This window comes from Oscillatoria sp. HE19RPO, from assembly GCF_024220515.1.
Classification (GTDB): domain Bacteria; phylum Cyanobacteriota; class Cyanobacteriia; order Cyanobacteriales; family Laspinemataceae; genus Laspinema.
The window spans coordinates 12,730-35,968 of sequence record NZ_JAMXOT010000069.1 but is presented as its reverse complement, the minus strand read 5'-3'; the positions used below and the strand labels follow the sequence as shown (position 1 = coordinate 35,968).

Here is a 23,239-nt window from a genome sequence, read left to right as displayed (position 1 = left end):
GCAGGCACCGCTTTGTCCGTGTAGCCCCAGGCTGTTCGCGGAGCGTTCCGCTTAGAAAGCCTGGAGGCTCACAGGACAAAGCGGTGCCTGCGCGGGCGTGGACAGTCTTGTTAGGTGCTTAACCATCGGGACTTGGATGATTTATTTGTTGGAACACCCTTAATGTTTAGGCAAATGTAACGAAATATTACAACTTCATCCATCCGGCATAAAAGTCCAGGATTTGACCAGAGAGAAGAAACAAGAGCCAATGAGCGATCGCTGCTGAAAGGCCCTAAATCCCCGGACGCCATTCCAGGAAATGGAATCAGTTCCAAATTAAATGAGAATCATCCAAACCCCTACGGTTTAAGGGTTTGGGAGTGCCATCCGGCCCAGTTGTGGGAATTTTTTTGCACAGTTAGGCATGATCCGTGCATCATTTCTCCGACTCCCGACAATCATAACCAAGCAGTGGACTGTTCAAGTCGAAAAAACCTATACCTACTGCTATCTCAATGGAGTACCCCTGAGAAATAGTGATGATGCCCTGTTAGTCAACTGGTGCGAACTCACCGTCACCACGACTGATGGCAAGGTGACCTATCACAACTCTTTTGCCACGAGTTATCCTCTGAGGGATGAGAATGTAGCATAGGTTGTTCTGGCAGGGGGAACCCCTGGGGAGTTGAGAATGAGAATCATAACATTCTCAAGACCAAGGGCTACCATCAAGGGACACAATTTCGGGCATAGCAAGCAGCATCTTTCCTCCTTGCTGGCAACCCTCAACATCCTCTCTTTGCTCTTCCATACCCTACTAGAGTTGCTCAATGGCAAGTACCAGTTGCTACGATCGCATTTGCCGAAGCGCCAAACCTTCTTTGATGATTTGCACCGCGTTAACCCGTTATCTGTACTTCCACAGTTGGGAGCACCTTCTGAGCTTTATGCTTGAAGGACTTGAGTTAGACATCCCACCCAATTTAAATTTCCAAAATGAGAATTGCTGACACCTGCCGCTACTATGCCCACCACTACGCCCTAGTCTGTGCCCCACATCCATCGGGTCTAATGAGCGAGAATTGCTCATTCTACAGATAGTGCTTTTTCTCGCTCCACGACACTATATATAGATTCTGAAAAATTAGATGTGTTTGCCCTGCTGAGGGTATGGGTCCCTAGGGTTTTTTTATTGCTTATACGGAATTTCGCAATACTGATAAGTCTATAAAAACGAGCCGGTTCAAGCGGTATTTGTAGGGGCGCAATGCTCGAAGCCCCTGGGGGCTTCGAGCATTGCGCCCCTACATGAATTTTTTATAGACCTTTAACAACTGAATTCCGTATTATTCCTCCTCTTCAGAACTGTTAAGAAACTCTTCAAAAATCTGAGCGATCGCGTACCAGTCTGCTACACCCAGAGCCAAAGCTAGAAGCTCGTCAAATGGTTCGGGTATCTCTGGCAAGTTTTCGTCAAAATAAGTCACCATCGCTTTGCCGAGTTCAATGGTATCGCTGCACCCCTGAGCAAGCTTGGTGACTTGAGTGCGGATCCCTTCGTCGTTAAGGAGCCAATGTTCTATATTTTGAGTGATTTGTTGTTTTATGTTGTCCATATTGGCTCCTGTTACTTCACTTGTTCTAGCCCTGCCCGGTCCCAACTCTGCAACTTCCTGAAAAATACCCCAGGGTAGCAGCGCTTCTTACCTGAACATCCCTAAATTCTAAGGCGATCGCAAAATATAAATCCTCCAAACGTTCAAAGGTATGTGTCGGAGTAAATGCTTGCGCCCTCTTTTGGGCGCAAGCATTTACTCCGACATTGAGAAGGCTACTCCGTTGATCCGTTACTACGAACGAGGGTTGTTTGGAGATTTTATTTTTTGGAGTTCCCTAACCTTACAGGCTATAGCGGTTCCCGGATTGATGAGGTACTTTTCAAAGCCCCTCTCCCCCCCCCTTTCAAAGGGGGGTAGGGGGGATGGAGAGGGGTTTGGGGCCGCCATCGCTTTACCTTATCAATATGAGAAAGGCTATATTCGTTCAACTCAATTTGAAGCCTACACCATGACAAGGGACTTGCTTACCTATTGTCAGCCACCGAATCTGACCACGCCCCTATTCTCCACAACTTATCCAGAAACAGAAACAAAACTCAGAAACAGAAACAGAAATAATAAAAACGGAGTAAACAAGCAGTGGTATTTGAGAAACAGATGAAACAGGATTAGGCGCGATCGCCTCTACCCAGTCAGAGTTGGATTGAAACCAACTAGGTTAAAATTAGGTCACTCAATTGCTTTAATCTTGAAAGTATTGCACCGTAAGGGTTTTAGACAGTTACCTTACTCCTCATAATTTCAAATTTCCCGACCTGCTCGGGGTGGTTTACGAGTACCCGATCGAGTTTTTCGCCGATAGTGCAACTCGCGATCGCCTCCCTCTTCAACCCATTAAGATCGTTACAGGGTGTATATGGCTTATTTTCGCTTGCTTTACAAAAGCTTTACGGAATTCGCCTTTTTTGTAAAGTGTCTGTAAAGTTAAGGGGAATTGTATCAAAGAAGAAAATATTATCAGGCATTTTTATGCTTTTATAGAAAAATTAGAAATAATCATAAGCAAAACTACTTAGCACCCATTGCTCGGTAGGTGCTTTTGATGAGACTGTGGCGACTAATGGGTACAGGGATAATGGAGGGGTAGAGCAATTAAAAACGAGAACTGTTGGTGGGAAAAGTACGCGCACAGGCGGGACGGGCTGTCGTCGCTTTGACAGTTTGTGGCTGATATAAAGTTTTGTAACAAATCCTAGCATTTCCCGTAAAACGCAGAACCTTCCTCAGAGAGCAAGATAGAGGCAACTGTCAAATTCCGTCTGAATCTGTAGTGCCTCCTGGCTCTGAAATAGAGCGTGAATCTATAGACGGAGTTCTCTTGGTGACTTGGACCCAGAATCAGAGGTGCTTAAATGCCTGGAATCAACGACAATGAGTTCAATCTTGTGGGGGGTCTGACTGATGGCTTCCCTGAAAATCAACTCGTCTCTCCACTCCCATCAAGTCTTGCGGGTGGCGACGAACTCTCGCTGGATGCCGATCGCCCGGGAGAGGCGTTGACTCCAGAACCTTTTTTAGAGAGTGAAGATGAGTTTACCCAGATGGTTTTGGACAAGGGTAATATTTTAGATAAAGAAGTTGTAATTTCGTCTTTGCCGGAGAATTCCGACAGCGATTCACTGACGAACGATCGCCACGATGATGAAGGGACGGGTTTAACCGATATTGATCGAGACGATCCCCTCATCAATGGTGGTGATGTTTCCTCCGAGGAATCCCTAAGCGAAGAACCATCAGAGAGTGACACCGAGGAAATTGAGGGATCGGAGAATCCTTCTGAAAGTTCAGAATCGGACAACAGGGATCGGGAGACTGTGAGCAAAGATCGGGATGAATCCTCAGAAGCAGAACCCCTCGCACTTGAGACGGATGACGAGGCGATCGCACTTGATAACTCACCTCAGCTTATCAGTGACGAAGAAGCGGAAGCATCTGACACAGATTCTCTCAAACCATCTCTTTCTGACACTCCAGATGAGGAATCTGGCGAATCGGCATTATCTTCAGAAGTTGCCGCTAGTTCAGGGGAAATCGATATCGATGCCGAGGTACAAGAGACCGAAGAAAACACAGAGGAAGACATCAAAGAAAACCCACAGAGCAAATCCCTACTTAATTCCGATCGAGAAACTGACAGTGACTCCGAAAATAACAATGAAACTAGCATAACCGATGCCACAGATTCATCGGATGGAAATGATTCAGAGCCTCAAAAAAATCAGGGGAATTTTGCCAATGTTACCTTTGATTCTGGTGTTTTCGGCGTAGGGGAAAGTGGAAAAGTTCAGTTTGACTACCTTTTTGATGGCGGAGGGTATCAAGGAGAATTGGCTGCTTTTAGTTTGACTGGAATGGAAGCGTTTCAGCAGCAGGGTTTAGCAGCATTTATTCGAGAAGCGCTGCGGCGAAGTTTGAGTGGTTCTGTGGAGGGTCAGATTGCGATTTCCGATCGCACTGAAGGAGCGCGATTTAGTGGTGAACTCGCAGAAGCTAATCAAAATCGCGGGGACTATCAGGGAATCAAAACTCTGGAGATGACGCCAGGGGATAAATTTGGAGTGCTGCTGGTGCCGCAGGGAACGCTACAAGAAGTTTGGGAACAACTAGAAGCAGGCAATTTTGAGTCGGTTCCGGCGGCAAAACGTCCTCTGTTTTCGATGTCTACGGCCAATCCAGAGGATGGATTTAACTTCGGTCAAATTGCGGATGTGTTTGGAGACGGCAGCACGTTTGTATTTGAAGATTTGCGAGTAGATAAAGGAACCGATCGCGATTATAATGATTTGATTTTCCAAGTCCGTGGCGCAATCGCAGAAGCGGCATTGCTCAAAGATGTCATCAATCCGAATAAAAACTGGTTGGAGACTGAAGTCGGAAAAGCGATCGAGAATTACGCCAAACGGGAAGTGGATGATGGCAGCGAAGAGGAAACCCAACCGCCAACTGCGATCGTCGAAACCTTACCGGATTCGGTGAAATATGCGGTGGAGCGATCGCAAGATTTGGCAAACTACAACCCGGAAGCATTAGCAACAACCAGTCAATGGGTTGTAGGAGTCACCCCGGGTTATTCTGCCTCAGAATTTGCCACCCTTTATAATGCGGAAGATATCGGTGCCACCGGACATATTCCCGACACTTACATCTGGAACTTTTCCGAACTTGGCAACGCAGAACAAGTCGCCAAACGATTGAACGACCTCAATGGGGTGGAATTTGCCTATCCCTTGACGCGGGTACAACTCGAACCCCTATCGAGGCCGAACGATCCGTTATTTAACCAACAGTGGCACTTGGAAAATACGGGTCAAACCGGGGGAACTACCGGGGTGGATGCCAATGTTATAACGGTGTGGGATGAGATAACTGGGGAAGGTATTAAGATTGCCATTGTGGATGATGGTGTGCAACATACTCATCCCGATTTAAGCAGTCGCTACCGTGCCGATTTGAGTCTCGACCTCAATGAAGGAGATATCTTACATCGCAACTACGATACCGATCCGGCACCTTTTTCCCACCAAACCATCGCCTCCACTTTTGCCAGTCCGCAACCTTTAGTCGATAAAAATTGGACCTTCGAGATTCCCCCGCTTGATGTGGGTTTAAAAGGAGAAATCGATAGTGCTAAACTGAAATTCAATCTCGACCATCCCGAACCTACCGAGTTAGATATTTATCTCTACAGTCCGAAAGAGACTGAACTGCTGTTGCCAAAAATGACCGCCAGTGGTGAATTTGAAATCGACACGGCATTATTTAACGGCGAAGAAGCAAATGGCGATTGGTGGTTAATTTTTGAAGACCGGGTTTCGGGAAACAGTGGTACGCTCAACAATTGGTCTTTAGAATTAAAAACTTCCAACAAACACGGCACCGCAGTGGCCGGAGTTGCTGTGGGAACGAGTAATAATAATATTGGGATTAGTGGAGTTGCACCCAACGCAGAGTGGGGAGGAATTCGCCTGATTGCGGATAAAGTGACCGACATTCAAATTGCCGATGCACTGTACTCGAATTTAAACCAAGCGATTCAGGTGTACAATAATAGTTGGAAACCTCCGGCTTTTTGGTTTGGCGAGCAAGGTCAAGGATTGATGGCGCTGCATCAAGGGGTAACTACAGGTCGAGGCGGTTTGGGGAATGTCTATCTGTTTGGTGCGGGAAATGATTGGGAAAATGGGGAAAATATCAATTATAATGCTTATGCCAATTCTCGTTACACGATCGCAGTCGGTGCGGTGGATTCCCGAGGTCGCAAACCGTTGTACTCTCAAGAAGGTTCGGCCTTATTTATTTCGGCACCTTCTAGTGGGAATACTGGAGGAATTACCACGACAGATTTGGTTGGCGATCGCGGTTGGAATACCGATGGCAGTGGCAAATTTGGCTCCAATTACCCCAATTTAGATTATACGAATGACTTTGGCGGCACCTCTTCCGCAACGCCGGTGGTTTCCGGTGTGGTAGCGCTGATGTTGCAGGCGAATCCGAATCTGACTTGGCGCGACGTGCAGCATATTTTAGCAGAAACGGCGAATCGAGATGCGATCGCAGATTCCAGTCCGAATTGGAGTGGTAAGGGAGGCGATCGCATTCGTCACAGCGATCGCTATGGGTTCGGATTGGTGGATGCGGCAAGTGCCGTTGCTGCGGCGTCGAATTGGACATCGGTAGCGCCAGAAGTTGCCATCACTTCCGGCACTTTAACGGTGGATAAAGGCATTCCCGATGGTCCTTTTGGCGGCGGTATCATTCAGGAATTTACGCTCGATCGCAATATTACCCTGGAATCGGTGGAAGTGGTATTCGATGGCGATCATCCCTATCGCGGCGATTTATGGATAGAATTAACCGCGCCGGATGGGACAAAATCTCTTCTGGCAAATCCCAGTAATGATGATGGCGATGATTATCAAAATTGGGTGTTTAATACCGTGCGTCACTGGGGTGATTCTTCCCAAGGAACTTGGCAATTGCAGGTGCGAGATCGGGTTGCTTCCTACTCAGGCACCTGGAATTCCTGGAAACTGAATTTTTACGGCACTCAACCCACTGTGACTTTGGAGGCGAGTGATGCTGATGCGTCGGAAACTGGGGATGCAGGTGAATACACTTTTATTCGCACTGGCGATACGACTCATCCTCTGGTGGTGAATTATGCGATCGCAGGTTCGGCAAGCAATACTATCGATTACACTGAACTCACCGGCAGCATTACCATTCCCGCAGGTAGCGATCGCATTACACTTCCCCTATCTGCGATCGATGATGAGGAAGTTGAAGGCACTGAGACGGTGGTGCTAACTTTGGTTGAGGATAATAACTATACCATCGGCACGCAAAACGCGGATACTGTGGCGATCGCTGATAACGATTTGGCGAATGTGCCTCCCACCCTCACCCCGCAAACTGCTACGCAAACCTACACGGAAGATACTCCCCTGAATCTCATCGATTTAGTGGTGAGTGACCCCGATACTGGGGATACCATTACTGTAGAATTGCAACTCGATCCGGCAACGGGAAGCTTGACAACGGGCACGATTAATGGTATAAGTTCTGTCTATAATTCGGCAACGGGACTGTGGCAAGTCAGCGGTGATGTGAATACCGTCAATGCTGTGTTAGCGGATGTGCGGTTTATGCCGACAGAGGATTATAGCGGTGAGGTGACGATCGCCACGTCGGTGACGGATAATATTGCGCCTGCGGTAACAGGTGCGATCGCGCTGTCGGGTACGCCAGTGAACGATGCTCCTGCATTTAGTCAGATTACCACCCTTTCCGGTGCGACGCAAGGTTTACCCTTTACTATCAGTTATGAAGATTTGCTGAATGCGTCGGATGCGACGGATGTTGAGGGAGATGCGATCGCATTTCGGATTGCAGGAATCACCGCCGGTACTCTCACGAAAAACGGTCAATCGGTGACAGTGGGTGAGACTGAATTAGCGGCGGGTGAGTCGCTGATTTGGTATCCCGACACAGTGGGGAATGCAGTGCCTGCGTTTGCAGTGACGGCGTTTGACGGGGTAGATGCGTCTGAGAATGCCGTGAATGTAGCGATCGCAGTGGATGAATTACCGACAGTAATTATTAATGCCACCGATGGGAGTGCTTCTGAAAGTGGCGATCGGGGTCAATTTACAATCGTTCGTACTGGCAATACTGATAATCCGCTAACGGTGAATTTGGCGACTGGCGGTAATGCAGTCAATGGTGGAGATTATAGTGCAATTCCCAATAGCATTACCATTCCTGCGGGTCAACCTTCGATTGCGATCGATATTACGGCGATCGATGATAGCTTAGTCGAAGGGGATGAAACAGTAGTGCTGACTCTGAATGCAGACAGCAACTATCAAATCGGCGGTCAAAATAGTGCCAATGTCACTATTACCGATAACGAACCCCTGCCGATGGTGATGCTGGCACCCGGTAATTTGAATGCTTCGGAATCCGGTGTAGCGGGGAATTTTATTGTCTTTAGAAATAGTGGTTTAGGACAGGAATTAACGGTAAATTATTCTTTGGGTGGCACAGCAGAAAACGGAGTAGACTATCAACCGCTTACCGGCAGTGTAAAAATTGATGCAAACTCTTTCTTTGCCACAATTCAAGTTAGTCCCATTGACGATAGTGAAGTTGAAGGCAACGAAACTGTAGCGGTGAATTTAGTGGCAGGTGCAGGTTATCAGGTATCGTCAAGTGGGTATGAAGTGCAAATTGCTGATAACGATAAACCCACTATTAGCTTGGTGACAACGGATGGAGAGGCGTCAGAAGATGGGGATTTGGGTTACATGACCCTGACGCGCACTGGAATTACTACTAATCCGCTAACCGTGAATTATGAGATCGGGGGTACGGCGACAAATGGCACGGATTACAATGCGCTCAGTGGCAGCATTGAAATTCCAGGGGGTTTAAGCAGCATTACGATTCCCATTCAGGCGATCGATGATAATAGTGTTGAAGAAAATGAGACTATTGTGCTGACTTTGACGGACAATAGTGCTTATAACGTGGGAATAGATAAGACGGCCACAGTAAGTATTATTGAGAATGACATCGAACCTTTTACTCCTGTAGAGTCCATTCTAACAGGTGTCGATAATGGTTCTGTGGCGTGGGGAGATTATGATAGCGATGGCGATCTGGATATTCTGTTAACAGGTCGGCGAGGAGTGTCTCAAATTTCTAAAATATACCAAAATAACGGAAGTGGTAACTTTATTGATATTGGTGCAGGATTAACAGGAGTCGAAGCTGGTTCTGTAGCTTGGGGGGATTATGATAACGATGGCGATCTAGATATTCTACTAACAGGCGATTCCAATGGTGCCAGCAATGGAGTTGCAAAAATATACCGAAATGATGGGGGAAATTTTATTGATATTGCAGCTAATTTACCAGGGGTTGTGAATAGTTCGGTAGAATGGGGTGACTATGATAACGATGGAGATCTAGATATTCTGTTAACGGGTCAAAGCTTTAGCAATGGGGGTTATGGCAGTGGGGGTTACGGTGGAGTTGGTTCGGGGACAATATCGCAAATTTATCGAAATGATGACGGTACATTTATCGAAAGCGGTATTTCTTTGATAGGTGTAGGCAGTGGTTCCGTAGCTTGGGGAGACTACGATCGAGACGGGGATTTAGATATTGTCATAACCGGGAGTACCGATGGTGGTTCATCAATGGCTGGAGTCTCGAAAATTTATCGCAACGATAGTGGTAGCTTCACTGATATCGGCGCTATCTTGCCGAAGATTTCACGGAGTTCAACCGCTTGGGGTGATTACGATAATGATGGCGATCTCGATCTTGTGATAACAGGGTTTGAAGATAAAATTGGTGCAGTTTCTAAGCTTTATGAAAATAATGGAGGTATGTTTAGTGAAGTGGCAACAAATTTAGCAGGAATTAATGATGGTGCTGTAGCTTGGGGAGATTATGATAATAATGGCAATCTGGATCTTGTGTTAGTCGGTCAAAAGCCATTTTCTCACTCTGTTTCCACCATTTACCAAAATGATACAGGTAACGAGTTTACAGACATTGGCGCTAATTTGACCCTAATGCCTAGATATATCTATAACACCGGCGATCGCTTTGTAGTCTGGGGAGACTATGATAGAGATGGAGATCTCGATATTCTTCAAACGGGTCTAGATAGTTCAAATAACTTTATCGCTCAAATTTACCGAAACAATAGTGTAATATCTAACAATTCCCCAACCTCACCTGATGGACTTAATGCTTTAGTTAACGAAAATTCCGTAACTTTGAGTTGGGATCCAGCCACCGATTCGGAAACCCCACAAAATGGTTTAACTTATAATCTGCGGGTGGGAACAACTCCGAGGGGTTCGGAGATTATGTCGCCAATGTCTAATAGCGATGGCACTCGACAACTGGCTCAAATGGGGAATGTCCATCAAAACACCAATTGGACGATTAACAACTTAAAACCAGGCACTTATTATTGGAGTGTCCAAGCAATTGACAGTGCTTTTGCTGGTTCGGAGTTTGCCACTGAAGGCAGTTTTACCGTGACTGCAATTGGGGAAATTCAGTGGATTCAGCAAATTGGAACAGCTAGTTTTGATGACTCACGGGAAGTGGCAGCGGATAAGTGGGGGAATGTCTACATTACCGGATATACTTTAGGTTCTTTAGGCGGGACTAATGCCGGAAATTATGATGCAATCTTGACGAAATATGACCGCAATGGCAATTTACTATGGACGCGACAACTCGGTAGTCCCGATGTTGATGTAGCATTTGGCGTGGCTATAGATAGTGTGGGAAATGTCTATATCACTGGACAAACTGCTGGAGATTTAGAAGACACCAATGCAGGAAATGATGATGCCTTTGTGACTAAATATGACACGAATGGCAATTTACTGTGGACGCGGCAGTTAGGTACGCCGGGTATTGATATCGCCTATGGGGTCGCGACAGACCGCGATGACAATTTCTATATTACAGGTTACACCACAGGCTCATTGGCGTCACCCAATGCTGGAGAATATGATGCCTTTATTGCCAAATATGATAGCAATGGCAATCAACTTTGGAGTCAACAGCTTGGCAGTTTGCAAACGGACATCGCTCGTGGAGTTGCTATAGATGGAGGGGGTAACGTTTATATTTCTGGACGTACTACTGGTTCTCTAGATGGCAATAATGCAGGCAATTTTGATGCCTTTTTTGCCAAATACGATCGCGATGGCAATCGGGTTTGGATTCGACAACTTGGGACTTCTGGATGGGACCAATCTCCAGGAATTAGCACAGACCAAAACGGCAATATTTACATTACAGGATACACAACTGGAAATTTAGAGGGGGTAAATGCTGGCACCCGAGATATTTTTGTGACCAAATACGATCCGAGTGGCAACCTACTGTGGACAGAACAGTTAGGGACTTCTTCTTTGGATTATTCCTATGGATCTGCTACAGACAGTGCTGGAAATGTCTACATTACTGGACATACAACAGGTTCTTTAGAAGGCGAGAACTCTGGAGGGTATGATGTCTTTGCGATCAAATTGGATAGCAATGGCAATCAAGTCTGGATTCAACAGTTTGGCACTTCAGAAATTGACTATTCTCGTAGTATTGCTACAGATCCGGCTGGCAATATCTATATTACAGGAAGGACTGCAGGCTCCTTCGGTCAGACTACCGCTGGAAACTATGATGCTTGGGTCGCTAAGTTGAGCTAAAGGGGAGGGGGATGCGCCAAGAAGTCAGCGCAGTGCGATCGCCATTCGCCATCGCTCGTTTAATCTGGCAAGTGTAAACTTTTATGACAATTTTCGCCATTGGCCGTAAAAATGCCTTGGCAGCGCAGAGAGAAAAACAGACAGACCACACTAAATTCAAAGGAGCAGCTAAACCATGAGTTATTTTTGGAATCTGGAACACCAAAACCCGCAAGACCTTTACGGTCATCAAATCGAAAGTCTCAGCGGGGGTTTCCTCTCCATTCAATCGACGACAAATAGCAATGCTGAGGCGATTTCCCTTCCTTTCATCTGGGGACGCAGTGCCAGTTTTAACCGCCGTCAATGGTGGATCGACCCGGATGAAAATTTTACCAATACGTTCGGTCAACAACCAGATGATGTTTACTGGTGGCAACTTCGCTCTCTCGCCTCTAGCAGCAATAATACCAATGGCGGCATTAATTTAACCTCGGTGAACCATCAGGAAGTCTCTTCCGAAGACGATATTTTCTTAGTTTTGGCGCAAAATGATATTTTGGATCCGTTTATCAATACCGCCAATCCCATTCGGTTTAGAAGTGAAAATCCGCTAACCGATGAAACCATTTTCAACCGTTTGTTTACACAAGACTATCAAGTGGTTGAGGTGACGGAAATTTCATTTGAAGAAACCGAGACAAATTCTCCCGTGACTTCAGTTCCAGAACCGTCATCTTATGTCGGGGTGCTGGTGTTGGGAATCCTGGGAGTCGGTTTAGCTCTCAAACGCCAACTGGGTACTATGCGATCGCGCTCATCATCCGTGTAAATCCCTGAAATCTATGCTTCTTTCCCCGCCACAGACTCCATAAATTTGTTAAAATTTTCGCCATTGGCCTTAAAAATGCTTTGCAAAGGCACACAGAAAAATAGACAGACTAGGCTAAACTTAAAGGAGTAACTGAACCATGACTTATTTTTGGAATCTGGAACACCGCGAACTGCAAGACATTTCCGGTCATCAAGCAGAGACGATTCCCATTTTTTTCGTCTGGGGACGGAGTCCCACTTTTACTCGCAGTTGGCGGTGGATCAAAGCGAATGAACCCGTTTTCAATCGTTTGTTCGAGCGAGAGGAGCGAATGATTGAAGTGAAGGCAATTTCATTTGAGGCAACCGAAACAAATTCCCCCGTGACTTCAGTTCCACAACCTTCGTCTCATTATGTGGGGGTGCTAGTGTTGGGAATCCTGGGAGTCGGTTTAGCGCTCAAACGCCAACTGCGTACTATGCGATCGCGTTCATCATCCGTGTAAATCCGTGAAATCTGTGGTTCCTCCAGTTTGATTTTTCCCGCTTTTGGTCTATAATTCGTTTCCGGGCGGGAAAAACCACAAGGAGCAATAATCATGGGTCACAGGCAGCGATCGCAGATATCTGGATCCTCCCTTACCGGGAAATTGGCGATTTTGTCGATCGCGCTTTACTTGTTCCCCCCGATTGCCGTCGCGCAAATTGTCCCGGATGCCACCTTACCTGTTAACTCCATTGTCACCCCGGATGGCGATGCTTTAATTATCGACGGTGGCACCTCATCGGGCTCTAATTTATTCCACAGTTTCCAAGAATTTTCCATCCCAACCGATACTGCTGCTTTTTTTAACAACGATCCGACCATTGAAAATATTTTTACTCGAATCACCGGGATTTCGGTTTCTAATATTGATGGGGTTCTCGCAACCAATGGAACCGCCAATCTATTTTTATTAAATCCGAACGGGATCGTTTTTGGTCCTAACGCTCAACTCAATATCGGCGGATCGTTTTTGGCAACCACCGCCGATCGCTTCACGTTTGCCGATCGCACTCAGTTTGGCACTGACGTTCAAACTCCACCTCAACTCACAATTAGCACTCCCATCGGATTGCAATATGGCAGCAATCCTGGGGATATTGCAGTGGGAGGCGCTGAATTGCAAGTCAGTCCCGGTGAAACCTTAACCCTGGCAGGGGGAAATGTTTTCTTAGAAGGCGCGGCATTATCGGCAGAGTCGGGACGCATCGAAGTCAGTTCGGCGATCGCCGGTGAATTGTCTCTGATTCCCCTCCAACAACCATCAGAAACAGCATCAACAGTCACTTATGGAGATATCCAACTGTCCCAAGGCAGTGCGATCGATACCAGTGGAGAGGCAGGTGGGGATATCCAGTTGCAGGGTCGGCGGATCGAACTGCGCGATGGTTCCCTCGTCCAAACCATTACGGATGGTGAAGCGCCAGGAGGCAATCTCACGATTCGCGCCGCTGAATCTCTGGAACTGAGTGGCAACGATTTAGCGGGATTTCCCAGTGGGTTGCTGGCAGAAACCGAAGGTGCAGGGGATGGCGGCAATATCGAGATAACGGCGCGGCAGGTCATTTTCCAAGATGGGGGACAGGCATCAGCATCAGCGCTGCCAGGGAGTACCGGCAATGGCGGAAATGTCAGGGTGAATGCCTTAGAGTTTATCGAAATCAGCGGATCCACAGGCGCGATCGCTGACCCGATGACAGGGGAGATATTTGGGCTCGATAGCGGGATCTTTACCAACACTGAAGGTGCCGGAAAGGGTGGCAATATCGAGATAAACAGTCCCCGCATCACCGTGCGAGATGGCGCTCAAGTCAGTGCTGTCACGATTGGTGCGGGAGACGGGGGAAACATTGCGATCGCCGCTTCAACCGTAGAACTGGTCGGCACTTCCGGGATATTTGTCAATGCGGATATGGAATCGAGTGGAGATGGCGGAGATATTGCGATCGCCACGAACCAGGCGATCGTTCGCGATGGCGCTCAAATCAGTTCCAGTACCTTCGGTGAGGGAGACGCCGGAGATATCCGCTTGAATGCTTCGGAATTGCTCGAAGTGAGCGGAACCACAGTGCAGATTCCTAGCGGTATCTTTGCTCAGGTGGCACAGGAGTCAACCGGCAATGGTGGAAATATCACCCTAGAGAGCGATCGCCTGTTGGTGGATAATGGCGGTAGCATCTCCACCAGTACGGTAGGTCAAGGTCAGGGAGGCACTTTAACAATTAACTCGCAATCCTTGACAGTTCGCAATGGCGGACAAATCGCGGCGGGAACATTAGGTGCGTTTCCCGGTGGCAGCATTTCCATCGTATCGGACTCCGTAGAACTCAGTGGGACCACTCCGGATGGATTTCCCAGCGGTATATTCACTCAAACTTTAGGGTCTGGAAATGCGGGAGATTTAACAATATCCAGCAATCATCTCACGATTCGAGATGGCGCAAAACTCTCGGTGAGTGGGGAAGCGACGGGGAATGCAGGCAGTCTCACGGTGAATAGCGACTCCCTGGAATTGCGAAATGCTGCAATTCTTACTGGCGAAACGGTTTCCGGACAAGGCGGTAACATTGGCATCAATGCCGAAACGATTATCTTACGCGGAAATAGCAACATTTCCACCACTGCAGGCACTCAGGATAATCCTGGCAATGGCGGCAATATCACCATCGATACGGAAGCGATCGCTGGATTGGAAAATAGCAATATCTCCGCCAACGCTTTCAACGGTTCTGGGGGTGCGATCGCGATCGATACGGATGTCATCCTGGGACTGGAGGCGAAGACGCGGGAACAACTAGAAAGCGAACTCGGCGAAGATTTGACGCAATTCGACCCCAATACTCTCTCCACCAATGACATCACCGCCATTTCCCGCACCGATCCTTCCCTGAGTGGAACCATCGGCATCAACACTCCCGATGTAGACCCCAGCAAAGGGTTTGTGGAATTGCCAGATGAAACCGTCGATGTTGCCAGGTTAATTGATGATACCGTGTGTCGTCTCGGTCAGGGAAGTGAGTTCGTGCAAACGGGACGCGGTGGGTTGCCTCCCTCCCCGACTGACCCCCTCACCAGCGATGAGGTGTGGGAAGATTGGCGCTTGAATGGGATTTCGGAAGAAGGTCAAACTGAGGAAAACAACATCAATCGCACCTTACCCCAGCGCGATCGCATGATTGAGGCGCGGGATTGGGAAATGAACGAGAATGGTGACTGGGTACTCATCGCACCGCCATTGGCAACTGAGGTGAGAATTGGGGAGACGATCGCCACAGGTTGTGTGCCAAGAAGAGCGAAAGCGAGATTGGCATCTGGGGAGGGAATTGCCGCATTCCCGGACAAACCCAATTCCCAAACCGTTCAAGTAGAGCGATTCGAGGCGATCGGCAGCACTGTATTTACCCCCGAACAACTCGCCGCCGTTACCCAACCCTTTCTCCAGCAACCCCTCACCTTCGATCGCCTCTTAGAGGCGCGATCGGCGATCGCTCAACTTTATCTCAATGCCGGTTATCTCACTTCTGGCGCGTACATTCCCCCGCAAATCGTCCAAAATGGCGCTGTCACCATTCAAGTCGTCGAAGGTCAGTTAGAAGATATCGCCGTTCGCACCAATGGCAGACTCAATGAAAGCTATATTCAACAACGTTTAGAGCGGATTATTTCAGAACCCGTGCATCCCGAACGGGTACTCACCGCGCTGCAATTGCTCCAACTGGATGAAAATATTGAAACTATTTCCGCAGAACTCTCCCCAGGAGTGCGTCCCGGTACCAATTTACTAACCGTAACTGTCCAAGAAAAACCATTGTTAGGAACGCAAGTGAGTTTAGATAATAACCGCGCTCCCAGTGTCGGTAGTTTCCGGCAAACGGTGCAAACGAATTTTAGCAATCTCCTGGGATTGGGAGATGTGGCAACGGTTGCTTACAGCCATACTGATGGTAGCAATACTTGGGATATTATCTACGGAATTCCCCTGAACTCTCGCAATGGAACCCTGAATTTTTACTACGGCAGGGGTGATAGTAAAATTGTGGAAGCGCCATTCAATGAATTGGAAATCGAAGCGGATTCTCAAGTTTATGAAATCGCTTATCGGCAACCCTTTCAATCCATTCAGAAAAAAGCGCGAGAAAATGGCGAAGATGAATATGTTTTTCAAGAATTCGCATTGGGTTTTACTGCTTCGAGACGCAATAGCCAAACTTCTTTATTAGGCGTGGATTTTCCCCTCTCTCCGGGTGCGAATGAGGAGGGACAAACGCGGATTTCAGCTTTGCGTTTTTTTCAGGAATGGACGCAACGGGAGGACAAGCAAGTGTTCGCAGCGCGTTCTCAATTGAGTTTGGGAGTGGGGTGGTTTGATGCCACTGTTAATAACAGCGAACCGGATAGTCGCTTTTTGGCATGGCGAGGTCAGGCGCAGTGGGTGCGAAGAGTGACTGATAATAGTTTACTATTAGTGCGGGGGGATCTGCAACTGTCGCCGAATGCTTTATTGCCATTTGAACAGTTTGGTTTAGGAGGTCAAGATCGGATGAGGGGATATCGTCAAGATGCTTTACTGACTGATAATGGTGCGTTAGCTTCGGTGGAATTGCGGTTGCCAATTCCTGTTGTTTCGGGTGGTGGACGGTTGGTGCAATTTGCACCGTTTTTGGATGCCGGGGTGGGTTGGAATAGCGACGATCGCCCCAATCCAGAACAGAATGCGTTGTTGTCGGCGGGAGTGGGATTGCGAATGCAGTTTGGCAACCGTTTGACGGCGCGGGTAGATTGGGGAATTCCTTTAGTAAATTTCGATTCGAGAGAGAAAACATGGCAAGAAAACGGGATATATTTTACCATAGTTTCCGATTTATTTTGAAATTAAAATTTAAGTTAATGGGTTGGGCGATTTGCGGACTGATTATCAGTCTGAATCTGCCAGTATTATCGGCACAAATCGGACAGGGTTTATCAGGGTTTGCAGAAAATGCTCACCCGGCGATTGCTCAATCTATTGAGCCAGAATCGTTATTGGAACGCGCTCGTACTGCTTATCAGAATGGGGAATTTTTAGAAGCGGCACAACTGTTAAAACAGGCAGAAGCGATGTTTGGCGATGCGGTTGTTGATCGCGCCGTCAGTTTAAGTTATCTGTCGTTAGTCTATCAAAAATTAGGACAATGGCAGGAAGCAAGTGATGCGATCGCCACCAGTTTAAATTTATTAAAAAATACCGATAATGTTCCACTGTCTGTAATGGCGCAAACCCTGAACGCGCAAGGAAATTTACAGTTAGCGCAAGGACAAGCTGAAGCCGCTTTGGAGACTTGGAAACAGGCCGAAATTGCTTATCAAAAATCAGGCGATCGCGAAGGCGTTAGGGGTAGCTTGATGAATCAAGCAAAAGCGTTGGAATCAATGGGATTTTCCCGCGCAGCTTGCAATAGTGTCCTGCAAGTTTTAGAGGTAGAGGGGTTGACTTGCGAATCCTTAGCTCAGTCGCAATATTTAACAGCAAAAACAGAAAATTTAGAGGAATCGTTCGCTCCCGAGTCAACGCCGAAACAGTCGAATTTAGATGAATTTATCCTCAGTTTGCAGCAACAACCCAACTCCCAGATCAAAGCAATGGCACTCCGGAGTTTGGGAAACCTGCTGCGAGAGTTGGGTTATTTGGAGCGATCGCAGCAAATTTTGGAACAGAGTTTGCAAGTGGCTGAAACCCTACAATCGCCTCAAGAAATAAGTTTATCTTTACTAAATTTAGGGAATACCGCTCGCGCCAAAGAAGATTTTACCCATGCTTTGGCATTTTACCAGCAAGCGGCGATCGCCGCTACTTCTCCAGCCACTCGTCTGCAAGCATATCTCAATCAACTGAGTCTGGCGATCGAGGAGGAGCGAATCGCAACAGCGCCAACAATAGTCGCACAAATTCAATCTGAACTTGACGATCTACCCACCAGTGCGATCGCAATTTACGCCCGAATTAATTTCGCCCGCAGTCTTTGGGAACTGAGAAATCAAAGCAATCGTTACAAATTGGCTCAAATCGAAGAATTATTAACAGTTTCCCAACAACAAGCCGAAGCACTCGGCAATGCCAGACTGCGCTCTCACGCCTTGGGAAATCGCGCTTGGTTGTTTGAACAGCAGGAAGATTGGTTGTCCGCGCAACAACTCACCGAAGAGGCGATCGCTTTAGCGAAAGACGCTCCAGAAATTGCTTATCAGTGGCAATGGCAAATGGCAAGAATTAAACAGAAAAACCAGGAAAAATCCAGCGCCTTGCAATTCTATAATGCTGCCATTGCCAGTTTAAAATCAGTTCGGAAAGATTTAACCGGAATTAATCCAGACATTCAGCTATCTTTCCAAAAAAAAATCGAACCCCTGTATCGAGAATTTGTAGACTTGCTGTTGCAAGGCGAAAATCCCAGTAGCGAAAATTTAGAAAAAGCCCGACAGGCGATCGCCGATTTGCAACTAGCAGAATTAGAGAACTTTTTGCGGTGCAGCTTGCAAACCGAAACCCCCGTCGAACTCGATCTCCTCGCAGACGAACATCAGGCAGCCATTATTTATCCCATCGTTTTACCCCAACGATTAGCCGTTATCGTAAAACGTCCCGGTTCCTCAGACTTGCTGTATTTCCAGACAGAGATTTCGCGACAGGAAGTGGATCGGAAACTAGATACTCTCAGAACAGAATTAGAAGAACGCTTTATTACTACTGAGGCGAAACAGCTATTGCCCGAAGTTTATAACTGGTTAATTCAACCGATTGAAACTGCATCTAATTCTCAGGTAAACCCCATTAAAACTTTGGTGTTTGTGCTAGAGGGTCGATTGCGGAATATTCCGATGGCAGCTCTATCTAACAGTAACGGAGAATATGTCGTCCAGAAATATGCAGTCGCCCTCAATATCGGTCTTCAATTAAAAAATCCTCAACCCCTCGCTCAACAATCTTTAACCGCGCTATTAGCTGGAATTACCGAACCCTTGCGCGGATTGCCAGCACTTGAATACGCAGATCGAGAACTCAACTTGATTGAAGATTCCGTGAATTCGAGTCGCCAACTGCGAAACCAAAAATTTAAAAAAGAAACCTTGGAAAATCAGATTAATTCACAATCGTTTGCGATCGTTCACCTTACCACTCATGGCGAATTCAGTTCCCAACCCGAAAAAACGGGAATTGAGGCATGGGATGGACGGATCGATCTCGATGAATTAAGCACGATTTTCACCCAACAAACCGAAAACCAACCTAATCCTATCGAACTGTTAGTGCTGAGTGCTTGTAAAACCGCAGAAGGGGACGATCGCGCGGTGTTGGGACTTGCGGGAGTTGCAGTGCGATCGGGTGCCCGCAGTACCGTTGCCTCTCTGTGGTATATCGACGATGAAACCAGCGCCCTTTTAATGAATCGATTTTATTATTATTTGAATGACCCTCGCGCACTCAGCAAAGCAGAAGCGCTGCGTTTGGCACAAGATGATATCCGCCAGGAATTTATCAATAAAAGAGCGCCTTATTATTGGGCATCGTTTGTGTTGGTTGGCAATTGGTTATAGTCCCGATTGGGGAGGGAGAGAAAAGTCCCCCATTCCTCCCATAAGGCGGATGCGATTATCGTTCGATCGCATAATGCTCGACAATCGCTTCATCGGCAAAATCACCCAAATTAGCTGAGTTTAACAAACTTTGCCAATCTACTGCAATCTCAGTATTCGATGGATTTTCTAACCGCCGATCGCCCAATAGCGTCAGTGCATCATACCAAATTCCCTCACTCGCATATCCCGAGATTGCTTGGCGGAGTGTCTCATACGGCAATTCTTGTGCATTTATCCCCTGCCACTGACGGATTGGCGGTGAAGGTTTCACCTGTTGCACCCAACCTTGAACGAACAAATTGTTTAAAGAAGGGCGATCCCGATAGCAGACAATGCTCAGTTGCCACCGATAAAATTTCCCGACTTCTAGCAGTTTCCCCCCATTAGCTGCGGGAACCCCAATCCCAATTATTCCAGGATTTTCCGGTAACGTTATCGTGGTACTATATAGTTCTTCGGCATTTTCATTGACTAATGCAAATTCCGCCTGAAGTGGAGCGCGATAAGGCACGTAAAACCAGAACGTGGGAGAATCGAACACCGTATATTCTTCCACATATTCTACCCTGCGATCGCCACTTTCTGTCTGCTCAATCACAATTTGCGAAGGCACTAAAGCTTTTAATGGTTTTTCCACTTCTTCTGGACATAAACTACCCTCGACATTACTGGGACGAGTTCCTCCACCCGGTTCTGTATCTCCCGGTTTTCCATTACCCGAACCATCAGCAGTATCTTCATTATATACCTCTCGCGGAATAAAGCGCAACGGATTAAAAGAGGGTGGAATCTGTCCATTTCCCGGCAGTACCCAGTAGCTCAAAGCGGCCATTAAACAGGCCAACATCACCCAAATTTGAATGCTGTTATTAATCTCAAATTTTTTACTCATAATTTGTCGGTTAGTTTGGGTATTTCAATATTTTTATTTAAGATAAAGCGGTTGTAAAATAAGACTATCCCGCTGGTGGATATCAATGCTAACAGCGATGGAAGCAACGGCACCCAAACACCCCCCATCAAAAGTAAAAAGGAAAGCCCAGATAAAGAAGCGATCGCGATTCCTCCTTGGATTCCCAACCGTAGTAACACCGCCACACTACCACCCGAGGTGAGAAATCCGATCGCTGACGGCACTAGAGGCACCCACCATCCCCCTTTGACTAACAACACAAAGGCGATCGCCAATAAACTACCCAATCCAGCACCGAAAAACGTTCCCAAATGCCATCCAGTTCGCCAGTAAAACGCCACCAAACCACCGACTACAGACCATCCCCAAATCCACAGCATTTCTCCCCATTTCGGCCACACCCCCAATAGCGGACGATTGTCTAAAACCGCACCCAAGATTTGCGTGATCGCATGAGCTTGAAACACCACTGGCGGCATCTCTAATGTTTTCTCCCGACGCGGATTGGCATCATACAATCGCGAAATATCTTTATCGTAAGCGATCGGTGTCGGTAGATTGGTGATATGGCTGGCTGTGGTGCCGATTAACACAATGCGATCGCGAATTAAATCCGGGTCTATTCTCCCTTGTAAAATATCCGATAGCTCTAATTCCTCTGCTACTTTTCCCCCCGCTCTATAATTCAGCAAAATTTGATGTCCCCGACTATCTAACTCGTGATAGCCTCCACTATCTTTTTCCAAACTTTTAAAAACCACCCGTCCCAGTTGAAAATACTCCTGTTGCGTTAATTTTAGTTTGATGCCTTCTGCTTCCAGGTAATGTCGTGCCACTTGCAGGCTAAAAGATTTGTCCGTTTGACAAAGGGAATCGCTAGGAGACATGGCTAAAATATACCGACGTAAAACCCTATCATCATCCGGTAAAATATCTCCAAATCCCAGGCGGAGTGTTTCTGAAACTTCATTCGGCGGTGCGATGCTCGGTTTATCCGGCGTATGGCTACCCACCGCGCAAAGGGCAATAAAACTAGAATTTTGCTGTAGTTTGGCAGCTAATTCGGGATAGTTGACATTCACCGGAAAATCGCGATACAGATTCAAGGCAATCGCCCGAGGTTGTAACGGTTCCAAAATTTTTAGCAGCCGATCTAGCTTGTCATCCGGTAGGGAAGTGAGGGGAGTTTGTTCCGGTGATGGCAAATCTTTATCGGTAATTTTGACAATCGTAATCCGCGAATCCAACCCTTCCGAGGGACGCAGTTGCATCAAGCGATCGAACGCTTTGAGTTCCAGTGGTTCTAATACCCCCAAGGAGCGCATTCCCATCACTAAGCTAGTCACCAATACGCTCACAAATAACACCGTACTCACAGTCTGCCAGGGCGATCGTTCAATGGGTTGCGCTGCTGGCACAATCGGTTCCGGTGTGGGTTGAACGATTAAATCCGTCCAATTCAGCGGCTTCACCGCAGGATTTTGACAGATAACTGGCAGCCAAGTTGCACAAGGAAATTGCTTTTCTAACCCTTGCAATCTTTCCCTCGCTTCTCGTACTGCCAGATAAAAAGGTTCCCCATGAGAAAATGCCTGGAGAAAATCTTTCAAAAATTCATGAGCGACGCGATCGGGGACGGGTTCGCGCATGACAATCGTTTGGGGAATCTGTAACTCCGCCAGTTCCTGAGCTAATCCTAATCCATCACAAGAGTTGAAAATCGCCAGTTGCAAACCGCGATTCACCGCTTTCCTCAATCCATATTTCAACTCGGCAATAGATAACTTCTCCCGTTCATTGATATAAATGACCCCCCGTTCGTTTTCACTCTCGCTATGACCCGCAAAAAATAAAATATCCCAATTTTCCTCCCACAAGGAATCGTTAATTTCTCGATACGGCGGTTTGACTAAAAATTTGACTTCAGCATGGGGCAAATTTTCCAAAATTTGGCGATCGACTGTTGTCTCAATTCCCTCATCATGTCCGAGAATGGCTAAAATTTTCACCTTCTTTTTCGGTACTTTTAATGAGGTAACAGCTTGAACCGAGGGGGGACTCAGAGCCAGTTCAGCCTTAACATAGCGGTCAAAAAAGTCCCATAAATGCCAGGGAAGTTTCTGTAGCTGCCGATCGCCGGTGCGAATCAGGACGCGAATTTCATCCTCCCGGCTTAATTCTTCGCGCAGTCGGCGATCGCAGTGGCGAAATTCTGGGGATTCTAGCCAATCATTGAAGCGATCGCTCAAGACTTCCGCAGCTTCGCAACATTCCTCGATCCGCTTCTCAATCCCCCCATCATAAATAATTTTTTTGGTTTTGATTCGTCGGGAAGGTTCGCCAATGTTGCGATATTTTTCCACCCAATCGTACAGTTGTGTACTCAACTCAGGTGACCGAGGGAGCTTCCCAGGTAACTCGATCCAAGGGCGATCGCCCTCCAAGCCGATTTCCAGCATCACCCGAACCTCTTGACGCTGGAAATCGCCATCTAGTTTAATGACAACTAATTTTCCCACAATGGCCTCCCCTG

8 protein-coding genes and 1 pseudogene are annotated in these 23,239 nt (G+C 47.1%); 6 read left to right on the top strand and 3 right to left on the bottom strand.

The window, feature by feature from the left end; translation table 11 throughout:
• Window positions 1-424: 424 nt before the first annotated feature.
• Window positions 425-937: pseudogene (locus NG833_RS07415) on the top strand (hypothetical protein); the annotation flags it as partial.
• 391 nt (window positions 938-1,328) lie between these two features.
• Here NG833_RS07415 and NG833_RS07410 read toward each other — a convergent pair.
• Entirely contained in the window at window positions 1,329-1,598 is a 270-nt protein-coding gene (locus NG833_RS07410) for a hypothetical protein (RefSeq protein ID WP_254564662.1), read from the bottom strand.
• Between the two features lie 1,355 nt (window positions 1,599-2,953).
• Between NG833_RS07410 and NG833_RS07405 the strand changes: the two genes are divergently transcribed.
• The 5 genes from NG833_RS07405 (at window position 2,954) to NG833_RS07385 (ending at window position 19,751) form a co-directional block, all read left to right on the top strand.
• On the top strand, window positions 2,954-11,344 hold the full coding sequence (locus NG833_RS07405; RefSeq protein ID WP_254564661.1) for an SBBP repeat-containing protein: 8,391 nt from the start codon (window positions 2,954-2,956) through the stop codon (window positions 11,342-11,344).
• Window positions 11,345-11,519: 175 nt separating this feature from the next.
• A complete protein-coding gene (locus tag NG833_RS07400; protein ID WP_254564660.1) occupies window positions 11,520-12,155 on the top strand; it encodes a PEP-CTERM sorting domain-containing protein in 636 nt (211 codons plus the stop codon).
• 139 nt (window positions 12,156-12,294) lie between these two features.
• Window positions 12,295-12,642, top strand: a complete 348-nt coding sequence (locus NG833_RS07395; protein ID WP_254564659.1) for a hypothetical protein — start codon at window positions 12,295-12,297, stop codon at window positions 12,640-12,642.
• 93 nt (window positions 12,643-12,735) lie between these two features.
• A complete protein-coding gene (locus NG833_RS07390; RefSeq protein ID WP_254564658.1) occupies window positions 12,736-17,049 on the top strand; it encodes a filamentous hemagglutinin N-terminal domain-containing protein in 4,314 nt (1,437 codons plus the stop codon).
• Window positions 17,001-19,751, top strand: a complete 2,751-nt coding sequence (locus tag NG833_RS07385; RefSeq protein ID WP_254564657.1) for a CHAT domain-containing protein — start codon at window positions 17,001-17,003, stop codon at window positions 19,749-19,751. The genes NG833_RS07390 and NG833_RS07385 overlap by 49 nt, the downstream gene beginning before the upstream one ends.
• 55 nt (window positions 19,752-19,806) lie before the next feature.
• On the opposite strand, the gene NG833_RS07380 is transcribed toward NG833_RS07385, so the two are convergent.
• Together NG833_RS07380 and NG833_RS07375 are read right to left on the bottom strand one after the other, a co-directional pair.
• A complete protein-coding gene (locus NG833_RS07380) occupies window positions 19,807-20,685 on the bottom strand; it encodes a DUF928 domain-containing protein (protein WP_254564656.1) in 879 nt (292 codons plus the stop codon).
• Entirely contained in the window at window positions 20,682-23,225 is a 2,544-nt protein-coding gene (locus tag NG833_RS07375; RefSeq protein ID WP_254564655.1) for a CHASE2 domain-containing protein, read from the bottom strand. Before NG833_RS07375 ends, NG833_RS07380 begins: the two co-directional genes overlap by 4 nt.
• Between the last annotated feature and the right edge of the window lie 14 nt (window positions 23,226-23,239).